Annotated in this window: 12 protein-coding genes and 1 pseudogene; 9 read left to right on the top strand and 4 right to left on the bottom strand. The window is 60.2% G+C overall.

Annotated elements, in window-relative coordinates; all coding sequences use genetic code 11:
- Positions 1 to 867 precede the first annotated feature (867 nt).
- Positions 868 to 2,691: a glutamine--fructose-6-phosphate transaminase (isomerizing) gene (gene glmS / locus OHD58_RS18700; protein ID WP_263804946.1), complete on the top strand. Its 1,824-nt coding sequence runs from the start codon at positions 868 to 870 to the stop codon at positions 2,689 to 2,691.
- A 1,200-nt stretch (positions 2,692 to 3,891) separates the two neighbouring features.
- On the opposite strand, the gene OHD58_RS18705 is transcribed toward glmS, so the two are convergent.
- On the bottom strand, positions 3,892 to 4,143 hold the full coding sequence (locus OHD58_RS18705; RefSeq protein WP_040583815.1) for a helix-turn-helix domain-containing protein: 252 nt from the start codon (positions 4,141 to 4,143) through the stop codon (positions 3,892 to 3,894).
- Between the two features lie 429 nt (positions 4,144 to 4,572).
- On the opposite strand from OHD58_RS18705, the gene OHD58_RS18710 reads away from it, so the two are divergent.
- Complete coding sequence (locus OHD58_RS18710; protein WP_263792257.1) at positions 4,573 to 4,824, top strand: DUF6074 family protein; 252 nt, start codon at positions 4,573 to 4,575, stop codon at positions 4,822 to 4,824.
- 547 nt (positions 4,825 to 5,371) lie between these two features.
- Here OHD58_RS18710 and OHD58_RS18715 read toward each other — a convergent pair.
- A complete protein-coding gene (locus OHD58_RS18715; RefSeq protein WP_263792254.1) occupies positions 5,372 to 5,677 on the bottom strand; it encodes a hypothetical protein in 306 nt (101 codons plus the stop codon).
- Between the two features lie 3 nt (positions 5,678 to 5,680).
- Positions 5,681 to 6,070, bottom strand: coding sequence for a hypothetical protein (locus OHD58_RS18720; RefSeq protein WP_412177248.1), 390 nt, complete (start codon positions 6,068 to 6,070; stop codon positions 5,681 to 5,683).
- 420 nt (positions 6,071 to 6,490) lie between these two features.
- On the opposite strand from OHD58_RS18720, the gene queC reads away from it, so the two are divergent.
- Genes queC through queE form a run of 3 tightly spaced genes read left to right on the top strand, consistent with a single transcriptional unit; the run spans position 6,491 to position 8,276 of the window.
- On the top strand, positions 6,491 to 7,189 hold the full coding sequence (queC, locus tag OHD58_RS18725; RefSeq protein ID WP_006205545.1) for a 7-cyano-7-deazaguanine synthase QueC: 699 nt from the start codon (positions 6,491 to 6,493) through the stop codon (positions 7,187 to 7,189).
- Positions 7,189 to 7,545: a 6-carboxytetrahydropterin synthase QueD gene (gene queD, locus OHD58_RS18730; protein ID WP_006205546.1), complete on the top strand. Its 357-nt coding sequence runs from the start codon at positions 7,189 to 7,191 to the stop codon at positions 7,543 to 7,545. Before queC ends, queD begins: the two co-directional genes overlap by 1 nt.
- On the top strand, positions 7,542 to 8,276 hold the full coding sequence (queE, locus tag OHD58_RS18735) for a 7-carboxy-7-deazaguanine synthase QueE (RefSeq protein ID WP_040583817.1): 735 nt from the start codon (positions 7,542 to 7,544) through the stop codon (positions 8,274 to 8,276). The genes queD and queE overlap by 4 nt, the downstream gene beginning before the upstream one ends.
- A 364-nt stretch (positions 8,277 to 8,640) precedes the next feature.
- Here queE and OHD58_RS18740 read toward each other — a convergent pair whose 3' ends face one another.
- The gene (locus tag OHD58_RS18740; protein WP_244426062.1) at positions 8,641 to 9,096 is read right to left on the bottom strand and encodes a hypothetical protein; all 456 of its coding nucleotides are present in this window, start codon (positions 9,094 to 9,096) and stop codon (positions 8,641 to 8,643) included.
- Positions 9,097 to 9,222: 126 nt separating this feature from the next.
- Between OHD58_RS18740 and OHD58_RS18745 the strand changes: the two genes are divergently transcribed.
- From OHD58_RS18745 to OHD58_RS18760, 4 genes and pseudogenes are all read left to right on the top strand, one after another.
- The gene (locus tag OHD58_RS18745) at positions 9,223 to 10,023 is read left to right on the top strand and encodes a molybdopterin-dependent oxidoreductase (protein ID WP_263804947.1); all 801 of its coding nucleotides are present in this window, start codon (positions 9,223 to 9,225) and stop codon (positions 10,021 to 10,023) included.
- Between the two features lie 58 nt (positions 10,024 to 10,081).
- Positions 10,082 to 10,636 carry a hypothetical protein gene (locus tag OHD58_RS18750; protein WP_263804948.1) on the top strand — a complete coding sequence of 185 codons (555 nt, stop codon included), beginning with the start codon at positions 10,082 to 10,084 and terminating at the stop codon, positions 10,634 to 10,636.
- Positions 10,596 to 10,820 (top strand): annotated as a pseudogene (locus OHD58_RS18755) (molybdenum cofactor oxidoreductase); the annotation flags it as partial. The gene OHD58_RS18750 and the pseudogene OHD58_RS18755, both read left to right, overlap by 41 nt.
- A 117-nt stretch (positions 10,821 to 10,937) precedes the next feature.
- On the top strand, positions 10,938 to 12,659 hold the full coding sequence (locus OHD58_RS18760; protein WP_263805104.1) for a molybdopterin dinucleotide binding domain-containing protein: 1,722 nt from the start codon (positions 10,938 to 10,940) through the stop codon (positions 12,657 to 12,659).
- Positions 12,660 to 12,690: the final 31 nt, after the last annotated feature.

Here is a 12,690-nt window from a genome sequence, read left to right on the forward strand (position 1 = left end):
GCTGAACAGTTCGGCAGTTCGATCGTCGCCGCCGCGCACTCGTCACCTCCGAATCCCTTCGAAGCCAGTGAATCACCGCTGCGGTCCGGTGGCGAGTGCCTTTTTCAACAGCCTGCTAGACAGCCTTCCTGAGTGAAGGCCGATGCCTCGCAAGACAATAAAGCCACTGCGTCATCCTGAGTGATCGGCATCCACGGTTGGCGTTTTCCGCCACATGTGCCCATTCATCGGGGATGATCGCCAAAGCGACATGGATTCCTCGGGGCTTCTGCTACTCAAGTGCAGGGAGCCATCGCTCCATTGCATCTGCTCGATATTGTATTGCTCAGAGGCCACACGAGCCTACCAGTCGGCGGGAAGTAACCCTTCTCCTGCTCCCATGCCCACGGCGGCAGAACCAGCGAACTTCCCTTCCGCCGTGGATGCCGCGGCAGCCATCCGTTGACATGAGGGCGGACCGACAATCGCGCTGCGCATGGATCCCGTGACAATGTCTGCTGATCGAGGCTCGGATAATCATCAAGGATCTGCCGACGCGAGTGGGTTGAGAACATCGGGGACTGCAACGGCGGTTGCGTTGGGAATTCCCTGGCCGGGCGAAGGCCGGGCTGATGCCCGCTGAGCTGCTTCGGGCCGCAGGCGTGCGCCTGCGTTCACCTCATGAGAGCGTCAAGCGCAACGAGGAGATCTAAATCAGGGCCCTCAAACGAATCTTCATCTATCCACAGTATGGATGGTAGCCATTATAACTATCAATTTTACCAATATAACTGGATGCTACTATAACATCCATGATCAAAGCGAGCAGGTGAACGTCTCCGTGATTGCTGTGGGGCTGACGCTGACGGGAAGAATTCGGGGACGAACATGTGCGGGATTGTTGGCATCGTTGGGCTACAGCCAGTATCGGAGCGGTTGGTCGACGCGTTGAAGCGCCTGGAATATCGCGGCTATGATTCAGCCGGCGTTGCGACGATCACCGAGGGTGCCTTGCACCGCCGGCGCGCAGAGGGAAAGCTTGTCAATCTCGAAAAGAGGCTGAAGGAAGAGCCGCTGAGCGGCACCATCGGCATCGGCCACACGCGTTGGGCAACCCATGGCGCATCGACGGAACGCAATGCGCACCCACACTTTACCGACGGTGTGGCCGTCGTTCATAACGGCATCATCGAGAATTTCGCCGAGCTGAAGGACGAATTGACGGCAGCGGGAGCCCAGTTCCAGACCGACACCGACACCGAGGTTGTCGCGCATCTCTTGGCAAGATACCGCCGCGAGGGCATGACGAGGCAAGAGGCGATGCGTGCCATGCTGAAACGCGTCAAAGGCGCGTACGCGCTTGCCATCCTCTTCGAGGATGATCCGTCAACCATCATGGCGGCGCGCAACGGACCACCGCTGGCGATCGGTCACGGCGACAGTGAGATGTTCCTGGGCTCCGACGCGATCGCACTTGCTCCCTTCACGAATGAAATCACTTATCTTATCGACGGCGACTGGGCCGTTATCAGCAACACGGGCGCACATATCTTCGATTTCGATGGCCATCCTGTCGAGCGTGCGCGCCAGACCTCCATGGCCGCGGCCTATCTGGTCAACAAGGGCAACCATCGCCACTTCATGGAGAAGGAAATTTACGAGCAACCCGAGGTCATCTCCCAAGCGCTCGGTCATTATATCAACTTCACAGACAGTCGCGCTGATACGGTTTCTAGCATCGATTTCGCCAGGATACCGAGCTTGGCGATCTCTGCCTGCGGAACCGCCTATCTCGCCGGATCGATCGGAAAACACTGGTTCGAGCGCTACGCGCGCCTACCGGTCGAAATCGACGTTGCGTCCGAATTCCGTTACCGCGAGATCCCGTTGTCGCCGCAGTCGGCGGCTCTTTTCATTTCGCAGTCTGGTGAAACCGCCGATACGCTAGCGTCGCTGAGGTACTGCAAGGAGCTTGGGTTGAAAATTGGCGCCGTCGTCAATGCTGGCGAATCGACCATCGCTCGGGAGGCCGATGCGGTCTTCCCGATCCTTGCCGGCCCGGAGATCGGCGTGGCCTCCACCAAGGCTTTCACCTGCCAGCTTACCGTTCTTGCCGCACTCGCCATCGGCGCCGCCAGGGCCCGCGGAACCGTAACCGAAGACGAGGTGCAGGCTCTCGTCAGGAGCCTCGCCGAAATGCCGCGCATCATGGGCCAGGTACTAAACAGCATCCAGCCGGAGATCGAACTCCTATCGCGCGAACTGTCAAAATTTCATAACGTCCTGTATCTCGGCCGTGGCACCAGTGTCCCACTGGCGATGGAAGGTGCGCTGAAGCTCAAGGAGATTTCCTACATCCATGCCGAGGGCTATGCCGCGGGTGAATTGAAGCACGGCCCGATCGCATTGGTCGACGAGAACATGCCAGTGATCGTCATCGCGCCACATGATCGCTTTTTCGACAAGACCGTCTCCAACATGCAGGAGGTGGCTGCCCGTGGAGGTCGGATTATCCTCATCACCGATGAAACAGGGGCGGCCGCATCGAAACTCGACACCATGCACACGATCGTACTGCCGGCCGTCGACGAGATTATCGCGCCGATGATCTTTTCGCTGCCGATACAGCTTCTTGCCTATCACACGGCGCTCTTCATGGGCACAGATGTCGACCAGCCACGCAATCTCGCAAAATCGGTCACCGTCGAATGATTGTGAGGCTTTACAGGTCGCAACGTTCGTCCATCCGAAACTGCCAACATCTTTGTCTTTAGACCCGAAGCCCAGATGACCATTATTGCTCGCCGCAATTTCGGGAAACGCGCAGTCGCTGCAGTCATGAAAATCGCCTTTCTTTTTCGGCAGGTCGCATGATTGCGCAGGGCAACCGGATAGAGCTTGCTGAAGCTGGCGTCAGCACGGCCGTCCGGCAATACATGTCCCCTGGCCGTTGATTGCAAGAATGCGGTCGTTCAGAGTTGGGTTGGCTCGTGTCAGACCGTCGCCGCCGCTTCCTCTTTCGGATGCATGTGGCCGATGGGTTCCAGAGTTCGAACTCGGCAAATCGCAGGAAGCCCTGTTCTGCGATGCGCCCGCCGGCTCGCATCAAGTTGCAACCGGGTTGAGCCGCTTCGCGCGGCAGCCCAGTGACAACTGGCCTATGAGGCGAGCACGAACGAGGCATCAATCCGGGCTCGAGCATATTGGTCGAGACACCCATGATGACTATGGCGGCTGTGCCGACGAGCAATAGCCGGAACGAGAACGCGGCAAGCGCACCGTTGGCCTAAGGCGGCAGTTGGCGGCTCGACGCTGAAGCTGCTGGGCAACCAGGCGGCCGACGACTATCGATGGCTGAAGCCGATGATCTGCACCCTATGGTGCCTTTGATCTCCATCTCGCGCAGCGGATTGCTTTCGACGTGAAACGGGGGGCCTGGATTGAAAAGACGCAGCCTATTGGGGCCATCGCTTTTGCCACTCTCGTCAGAGGTATCGAGGATGACGCCATAGGCCGTTGAGTACCCGGGACTGGCTTCGATGGCTCGCCACCGTCGCGTGCATAAGGGATGTCTTTGAAGCGCCCGTAGCCGTGGAGCAGCTTGCCGGACACCGACCAAGCATGCCGGGTTCATTTTCCCAAGCACGGGTATGCTCGGCAAGTTGCACGAAACGCTGGCATTGTCTTTCGCTGGCATTGACTTTCAAAGACGACGGCAGCGGACGCAGATAGGCAAAGGTGACCAAGGAGGTGGTCAGAGCCCGCGGCGCTTTCGGCTATCCTCGGCCGGCCATCTCAGGGAAAGGAACCAAGATGTCGGCTTCACCATCCAGCATTCCATACGCCTGGCCGGAAGCGCAACGCCAATGTTTCGACTAGCACAGGTCGCGGTGTCCAACTCACATACCCACATCACGCAGCGTCCAATATGTCCGACTCTTCAAGAATTCCCACAGGCAGGGACAGCGATCTGGCGATGCGATGCCGATAGCCCTTGTTGTACCTCAGACCCGACTCGATGTTTTGGATTTCCTCAGCGGCTAGCCCGCATGCCACCGCCAGGTCCTCGATCGTATATCCGAGGTGCTCACGATAAGCGCGAATGACGTGGGTTCCCTCCGATATAGCCTTCAAAACCGGCTCGGGAATGCGCGAAGCCTTCATAAACACCTCCAAGAAGACCAGGGCACCTGACAAATCGGGAGACTTCTTCCCCCGATCTGGCGCTCCCGGCAATTCAAATAAATGGACGTCGATTCGGCCGATAGGCCCCATCCATGGAATGGGCCACCTGAAATTGGCAGCCAAATCGGGATATGGCGGTTCAGCTGGTTCTGATCAAGTCCAAGAACCTGCCCTAAGACGGGCCTGATCGGCTGAAGCATCACTCCCTGCGATTCCGCGGCTTGTCATCGCCGATGGCTTTTGCTGAACAGGAACTCGAACTCGCGCCTGCCGCCACGTCCAGTGGCGGGCCTGTGCACCGAGCCTGGCGGACGCTTACTCCATTGCTGACCACCGTCAAAAAAGCCCTGTTAACCAGATTTTTAATCCGCCAATCCTTATTCGCAGACTGAAAGGGTGAGGTGACCGATGTGTGATTCAAACATAAGCGCGTTTCCGCTGCATCGGCGGCGGAAATTGGTCGAAGGTATTGCCCGGGTCCTGCAATCCAGGAACAGAAAGGACGCACACGACTTCTGGCGCAGCACCGCCAAGAAAATTCTCGTTCAACTGTCCGAATCGGGAATTGCACCGGGGCTCGCCGAACAGGAAGTTAGAATGCTTCTTCATGCTGTCTTAGGCGATATAGCCACCCGCAGTGCTGCGACACGTGCGCGATAGCATCGGCTCGCGACGAAGGGATTGCTGACGGCGTGCTTGTGCTGGTCGGCAGGGCGATACTGACTGGAACATCAAGGTAGCCGGCGAGAGCGGCCCATCACGTTAGCAACGATCTGCCGACATCCCGCGCCGCTCGTACGAGCGCATAGCGCACCCAGACGTTACTGGGTTGACTATAGGCATCTAAATCGCGAAAAGGGGCCGCTCTTCGTGAGTGGCGTGCGCCGGCAGTCTAACCCCAAGCCCCCCGCCCAGGCTGCCGGCGCGCTTCTAGGAATGCCGAGGTAGGGCGCACCGACGCCTCCTTTGCCGATCCCCCAGCAGGCAGCCAGTGTGACCGTCGCATGCGCGTAAACTCTTGCGCTTCCTCTGGCGCGTCAAGCCCACCGCCATGGGGTGCGCCAGTTTGGTGTTCACCCACCTGCCATTTGCGATCATGTGTCGACGTGACCCAGCAAGAGCACCGGAAGCTCCTGCCTGCTTGAAAAAAGGCAGGGCGGCGCGGCGGCGCCGCTGTTGCCATGTCGGAGTTTCCCTTGGCATAGGATCAGAGCCCTTCGACTTCCGCCAGAAGGAGGCGATGGTGGTCGATTCTCCCGCCTCCGAATTCGGCGGCACCGGGGGCGGCAGGGCCAGGCCCCATTTGCGCGTTGCGAAAACCGCGGTGAATGTTGCTCGATGCCAGGCAGAGACCTCGCTCTAAACGATCGCATCGATGCAACGTAAGATTGGTCGCCATGGTCACGGTCACTGCTTTGCCGCGGTCGCCGGAGCCGTTGTCGAGCACGACTGTCATCCCGGCGATGTCGGCGCCGATGTCGCATGCAAAAATCCACAGATTCACTCCGGCCAAATGTTAGCTGCCAAGCATATGCCCGGCCTTTCGCAAGGCGCCCAGAAAGAGACTGGCATGGTCGTCGACATCGATCTTGGCCTGCATCGGCAGGGGCATGCTGGTCCAGTTCTCCAATGGCGCAATGAAACGTGAGAAAGCGCCGTTGACGATGCAATGGCGGGTAACATGGCCTTGTCTGTCCAAAGCCAGCACGCCGGCCTGGTCGCCCGGATATCGGATGGCTGCGACCCGCTGGACCTCAGCGTCGCCGTCGACTCGCACGTCGAAAAGCAGGATACCACGGCTCCTGGCGGCTATCGCCGCGGCTTTTTCAGTGAAGCTTAAGGGGAGTGAGCGGACGCTTTCGACCGCCATCTGGAAAACCATCAAGTCCAGTTCATTTACGGCCATAAGGGTAATTGCGCGCAACACAGGGGTGATTGCAATCGACGCCCACGGCTTGTTCACAGATGTAGGTCCACCGCCGATCATTTAGTTTGGATTTGCCATCGGCCCCTGACCGACGACGTGCTGCGGTTCGAACCGCTCCTGTAGCGGAAGGCGCGGGCAGTTCGTGAAGTTGGGCTTCTGCTCGACGACCGTTAATGACTTCCGTCACTGGAAGTTCGGGATCCGTGATTGAACCGTCGAGAACCTTGCCGTTTCGTGTGTCCGACTTTTCCAGGCTCAGCGTCACCTGTGAGCCCCGCGCACCGCGGCACGTCAGCGCATCAAACTCGTCCCCCCGTTCACAAACGAGACTCCCTGAGGTACTGCGAGCGCAGAGAAATCTCCGGTCGCAGCCTACCCGGTCAAAACAGGGACCCCACGATGAAGACTCTCGTCATCTGCTCCGGCGGACTGGACTCCGTTTCCCTTGCTCACAAGGTGGCGGCGGAGCACGAACTCGCCGGCCTCCTATCTTTCGATTACGGCCAACGACACAGGAAGGAGTTGCGCTTTGCCGCTCTTTGCGCGGAGCGACTGAGCGTCCCGCACCGCATCATCGACATTCGTGAAATCGGCCGCGGCCTGTCCGGGTCCGCGCTGACGGATAATGTGGCTGTGCCCGACGGCCACTACGCTGAAGACACGATGAAGACCACGGTCGTGCCGAACCGGAACGCCATCATGTTGGCCATCGCCTTCGGTCTCGCGGCCGCTCGCCGCGCTGACGCGGTGGCGACGGCCGTGCATGGTGGGGATCATTTTATCTATCCGGACTGCCGGCCAGCCTTCATCGACGCTTTCCAGGTGATGCAAGACCGCGCGCTCGACGGCTACGCGAACATCCGCCTCTATGCGCCTTATGTGAACCTCACGAAGGCGGACATCGTTGGTGATGGAGCAACATACGGCACGCCATTTGTCGAGACTTGGTCCTGCTACAAGGGCGCCGAGCGTCACTGTGGACGGTGCGGGACCTGCGTCGAGCGGCGCGAGGCGTTTCATCTCTCCGGGTGCCCGGACCCCACCGACTACGAGGACACCGACTTCTGGCTCGAGGCGCTGCGGAGGAGGAGCGTGTAATGTTCCGAATCACCAAGGAATTTCACTTCTCGGCCTCGCATCAGCTCATGTCTTTGCCGCCAGACCACCAGTGCGCGCGCCTGCACGGGCATAACTATATCGTCGAAGTGGAGCTTTCGGCGAAGGAACTGAACGAGCACGGCTTCGTGCGCGACTATCATGACTTGGCACCGCTCAAACGCTATATCGACGAGAGCTTCGACCACCGACATCTCAACGACGTGCTGGGACATGGGCAAGTCACGGCGGAATATCTGGCCAGACATTTTTATGAATGGTGCAAGGCACGCCTGCCCGAAACTTCGGCCGTGCGGGTAAGTGAAACGCCGAAAACATGGGCGGAATGCCGGCCATGACCGATACGCATCCCGCAATCCGCGTGAGTGAGATTTTCGGGCCGACGATCCAGGGCGAGGGAGTACTTATCGGTTTGCCGACCGTCTTCGTCAGAACCGGCGGGTGTGACTATCGCTGTTCCTGGTGCGACAGCCTGCATGCAGTGGACAATCAATTCCGCCATGAATGGGAGACGATGTCCATCGGCGCGGTATGGCAAAACGTGCTTGCGCTTTCCGGTGGCCGCCCGATGATGGTTTCGCTGTCAGGCGGCAATCCGGCCATCCAGCCGCTCGGCGCGCTGATCGAGCGCGGCCATGGTGACGGTTACCGTTTTGCGCTGGAAACCCAAGGGTCGGTGGTCAGGGACTGGTTTGCCGACCTTGACGTGCTGGTCCTCAGCCCAAAGCCGCCCTCAAGCGAAATGACGACCGATTGGGCCGCGCTCGAGGCGTGCCTCCAGGCGGCACAGGGGAAGCCGCAAATCGTGCTCAAGCTCGTTGTTTTCGATGAGAGTGACTACGCCTTCGCGAAAGACACCGCCGCCAGATTTCCTCGACTTCCGATCTATCTGCAACCTGGCAATCACACGCCGCCACGTCCGGGAAATGAACAGGCGCCTGTCGACCTTGAAGGAATAGTGAAACGCATGGAGTGGCTGGTTGATAACGTGACCCGCGACAGGTGGTTCGAAGCCCGCGTGCTGCCGCAGCTGCATGTTATGCTCTGGGGTAACAAGAGAGGCGTCTAGCCTGCCCCGGCTTTTTCACGCAAACTGCGCCTGCGGATATTCGGTTGGACGGTTGGCTATGTTCGACGGCGCAATCGGAAGACCTGGGGACTGCTGTCGCCGGCACCAAGAGCGTGGCCAGCTGCTTCGATAGTTCCCTCCCGATTCGGACTGTTGCCAAGGCGTCGACGAGTGTCGGCCTTGTTGGCGCAGATAGCGAATACGGTTGGCGCTTGCGATCAGGAGCAGTTCTACCTTCGAGGTCGTTTCTCACCCACTAAATTGGAGCCATCCGGGCTGTGCTGGCAACTGTCGAGGCCGCGGGCGCAGTTCTGGTCGATATTGAGATTCCCGATCTGATTGATCACATCGCCAAGACCTCGCTCTATGGCTGCCATTCCAGGCACGACATCAATGTCTTTTTGGCCTCGCGGCCCAATATGCCGACCGGCTCGCTCGAGGAAATCAAGGCAATGGTACCTACGATCCTGCGGTCGACCTGCTGGTTGGCATTTTCGACGGGCCAAACAAGCCGGAGGACGATCCGGACTACTATTTCAAGCTCGCCGCACGTGACCGCTTCCAGCGCGTTAGCAAACATGCGCTCGACGCCATCGTCTTCCCCTCGGTGCAGGTGCTTCCGCCGCTTCAGGACGAGATTCGCGCCGGCAACCATCCGTGTCTGACCTTCCCGACCAACACGCTGATTGGGTCGCAGACCTGGTTGCCCTCGATCTGCCTGCCCGCAGGCTTCTGTCAGGGCATTCCGGTTGGCCTCGAACTGCTCGTCCAGCCCTACCGGGAGGCCAATCTGTTCCGCCTCGGATACGGTTTCGAGCAAACGACCAAATATCGCAGGCCGCCAGTCTTCGATTAGTCCCTTCCGCCATTCGGGCTGCTGGCTGCCTGCACGAACTACTGAGCGGCCCGGCTAGGCGGATTTGGTCTGTTCCCATGGGAGGCCCATTTGACCACTACCATCCCGGGCTATTGCACGCTTTGCCGGTCGCGTTGCGGCACGTTGAATGAGGTAGACCGCGAGATGTTGATTGCGGTACGCCCCGATCCGTCTCACCCCACTGGCCAGGCCATGTGCATGAAGGGTCATGCCGCGCCGGAGATCGTTCACAGCCCGCATCGCCAGCTTTATCCGCTCAGGCGCACCACGCCCAAGGGCTCAGCCGGTCCAGGCTGGCAGCGCATCACCTGGGAAGAAGCACTCTCCGAGACAGCTCGGCGTCTTGGCGAAATCAAGGCCGAAAGCGGCGCTGAAGCAGTGGCCTTCGCCATCACATCGCCGAGCGGCACGCCGCTGTCTGACAGTATCGACTGGATCGAGCGTTTCATACGTCATTTCGGTAGTCCAAACATCTGCTTCGCCACCGAGATTTGCAACTGGCATAAGGACTTCGCCCACGCCTTCACCTTCGGTTGCGCTATGCCGACCGCGGATTATGAGAATGCCGACACGATCCTGCTCTGGGGCCACAATCCGGCCAATACATGGCTGGCGCAGGCCCATGCCATCGGACGCGGCCGCAAGAAGGGCGCCGCCATGGTGGTGGTCGATCCGCGTCCCATAGCACTGGCGCACCAAGCCGACGTCTGGCTGCCTGTCCGGCCGGGAACCGACGCCGCGCTCGCGCTCGGCCTGATCCGCATGCTCATCGAAACACGCCGCTACGATGAAGACTTCGTTCGACGCTGGACGAATGGGCCATTTCTGGTGCGCTCGAGCGCGCGATCTTTTACCGGGCGACGAGACTGAGCGCTACATCGTCTGGGACGAGCAGGCCGGATGTCCTATCGCGATCGATCCGGGTGCAGTGCGATCATCCATCGATCCGCAGCGCTTGGCACTGCGCGGCACCTTCACCGTCACTCTTGAAGCAGACGGACAACGCGTCGATATCGGCTGCATGCCAGCCTTCGAGCATCTGACACGCGAGGCTGAACCCTACGACGCGCTGCATGTGCAAGCCGTCACCAACGTACCCCCGGAGGCGCTGAGGGCGGCGGCCGACCTCCTCTGCGGGGGACGGCGTATCGCCTACCACGCCTGGAGCGGACTGGCACAGCACACCAACGCGACACAGGCCGATCGCGCAGTTGCTACACTCTACGCGCTCAGCGGCAGTTTCGATCGCATCGGCGGCAACCGTATCAGGCGCAGTCCACCCTACAATCCCGTCAACGCTTTCGGCTACATCCCGAAGGAGCAAATGGCGAAGGCCCTCGGCATCCGAACGGCCGATCGGCCCGCCCGCAATGGGCTGGGTCACCGCCCGCGACCTTTACCGGGCTGTGTCGGAAGGCGTGCCTTACAAGGTGCGCGGGATGATGGCGTTCGGGACGAACCTGTCGCTTTCGCAGGCGGATAGCAGGACGGCCGAAGCGGCGCTCAAGGCACTCGAATTCCATGTCCATTGCGATCTCTTCGAGACACCGGCCGCGCGTAACGCCGATATTTTTCTGCCGGTGAATTCTCCCTGGGAGCATGAGGGCCTCCGCATCGGCTTCGAGATCAGCGCCGCCGCCGCCTCCCTTATCCAGCTTCGCCCGCGGATGGTCGCTCCGCGTGGCCAGTCCCGCTCCGACAACGATATCGTCTTCGATCTTGCCAGCCGACTCGGCATGGGAGACGCATTCTTCGGCGGAAGTCTCGAGGCGGGCTGGAACCACATGCTGGCTCCGCTCGGCCTGACCGTGGATGAGCTGCGCGCGGCGCCCCGGGGCCTACGATGGCCGGTTGACGCGCCTGAGCGGAAATTTGCGCTGACACTTGCCGACGACCCCGAAAAGATACGCGGCTTCGACACGGAGACGCGTCGCGTCGAACTCTATTCCGAACGTCTGCATCGATGCGGCCAGCCGGCTATCGCCAGCTATGTTCCGCCGGCGGAACGTACCGGACCGGACAACATCCGCCGAGGCCGGAAGTATCCGTTAATCCTTAGTTCGGCGAAAAACGGCCTCTACTGCCACAGTCAGCACCGCAGCCTGGCTTCGCTGCGAAAGCGCGCGCCCGAGCCGATTGCCGAAATCAGCCCAGCGCTCTCAGCCGCGCGGGGCATCGCTGAAGGCGACGGGATCAGGATATCCACCCGAGAAGGCCAGGCGCGCTTCATAACCCGGGTCACGCCGGGCCTTGCCGATGACATCGTCGTTGCCGAATTCGGCTGGTGGCAGGCCTGCCCGGAGCTCGACCGCCCCGCTCTCGCCATCGAAGGTGGCGAAGGCAGCAATTTCAACAGCCTGATCTCTGGAGATGCCAGTGATCCCGTTAGCGGATCGACGCCGCTCCGATCCTTTCTCTGCGATATCGAGCCCGATCCGTTGTCGCAGAAGGGCCAGCGGCGGTGGCAGGGCTACCTGCCATTTCGCGTCTCCGCGCTCCAAGCCGACGCCGAAGGTGTCATGCGCGTTTGTCTCACAGCAGTGAACGGCGAGGCACTACCGGATTTCCACCCCGGGCAGCATGTAGAGATCAGAGCCCGGATCGGATCGGCGGTGGTCAGTCGAGCCTATTCGCTCATCGATGCCGCGCGCGTCGACCAGCGCCAGACCTATAACATCACCGTCCGGCTTCGGAACGTCGTTCTTGAGGACAGCACGGCGGTGTTCGGCGTTATGTCGAACCATATCCATACCGAACTGGCTGTCGGCGAAATCGTCGAATTGAAGTCACCGTCAGGCAGTTTCGTCCTGCCGCGCCAATCTCCGCAGCCGATGATATTGATGGCCAGCGGCATTGGCATCACGCCATTCATGAGTCTGCTGGAGTCTCTGCCGGACGGTGATCCAGCGGAAATCTGGCTCCATTATGGAAACACTAACAGCCGTACACATGCCTTCAGCGAGCGCATTGCCTTCCACGAACAGCGGCTACCGGGACTGACGGTCGTCAATTACTACAGCAAGCCGCTTGCCACGGACCGGCGCGGCGTAAACCACCAGGCGACAGGCCGGATCAGCGCAACCGTGGTTGCAGACGACCTCATTGCGCGCCGCGCCCGAGTCTATATGTGCGGGTCGGCGCCGATGATGGAGGACGTAAGAACAGGTTTGGTCGCGCGCGGGCTGCCGGCCTTCGATATTTTCAGCGAGGCCTTCACTTCTCCTGCAACTGCGATGGTCGATGACGGCAAGACGTTTCGGGTGTCCTTCAGTCTCTCGCGCAAGCAACCGGATACATGGTCTCCTGCAAGCGGCCCGCTGCTCAGTTTTGGTGAAGCACTGGGCGTGAATCTGCCGAGCGGGTGCCGGGTCGGGCAATGCGAAAGCTGCGAAGTCCGCATTCTGTCGGGCAATGTCCGTCATTTGCATGGAAGCGAGCCGGATGATCACACCGTCTGCCTGACTTGTCAGGCAGTGCCGATAACCGACATTGTCCTTGATGCCTGACTTAGCGGATCCCAGTACGGCTGTCTTCTCG

This window comes from Mesorhizobium sp. ZC-5, assembly GCF_025753855.1.
Classification (GTDB): domain Bacteria; phylum Pseudomonadota; class Alphaproteobacteria; order Rhizobiales; family Rhizobiaceae; genus Neomesorhizobium.

What these genes read in the sequence shown, in the direction of transcription:
- glmS (WP_263804946.1), top strand. Translation starts at nt 868, where the DNA reads ATGTGCGGGATTGTTGGCATCGTTGGGCTACAGCCAGTATCGGAGCGG.
- OHD58_RS18705 (WP_040583815.1), bottom strand. Translation starts at nt 4,143, where the DNA reads ATGAAGGCTTCGCGCATTCCCGAGCCGGTTTTGAAGGCTATATCGGAG.
- OHD58_RS18710 (WP_263792257.1), top strand. Translation starts at nt 4,573, where the DNA reads ATGTGTGATTCAAACATAAGCGCGTTTCCGCTGCATCGGCGGCGGAAA.
- OHD58_RS18720 (WP_412177248.1), bottom strand. Translation starts at nt 6,070, where the DNA reads ATGGCCGTAAATGAACTGGACTTGATGGTTTTCCAGATGGCGGTCGAA.
- queC (WP_006205545.1), top strand. Translation starts at nt 6,491, where the DNA reads ATGAAGACTCTCGTCATCTGCTCCGGCGGACTGGACTCCGTTTCCCTT.
- queD (WP_006205546.1), top strand. Translation starts at nt 7,189, where the DNA reads ATGTTCCGAATCACCAAGGAATTTCACTTCTCGGCCTCGCATCAGCTC.
- queE (WP_040583817.1), top strand. Translation starts at nt 7,542, where the DNA reads ATGACCGATACGCATCCCGCAATCCGCGTGAGTGAGATTTTCGGGCCG.
- OHD58_RS18760 (WP_263805104.1), top strand. Translation starts at nt 10,938, where the DNA reads ATGCTGGCTCCGCTCGGCCTGACCGTGGATGAGCTGCGCGCGGCGCCC.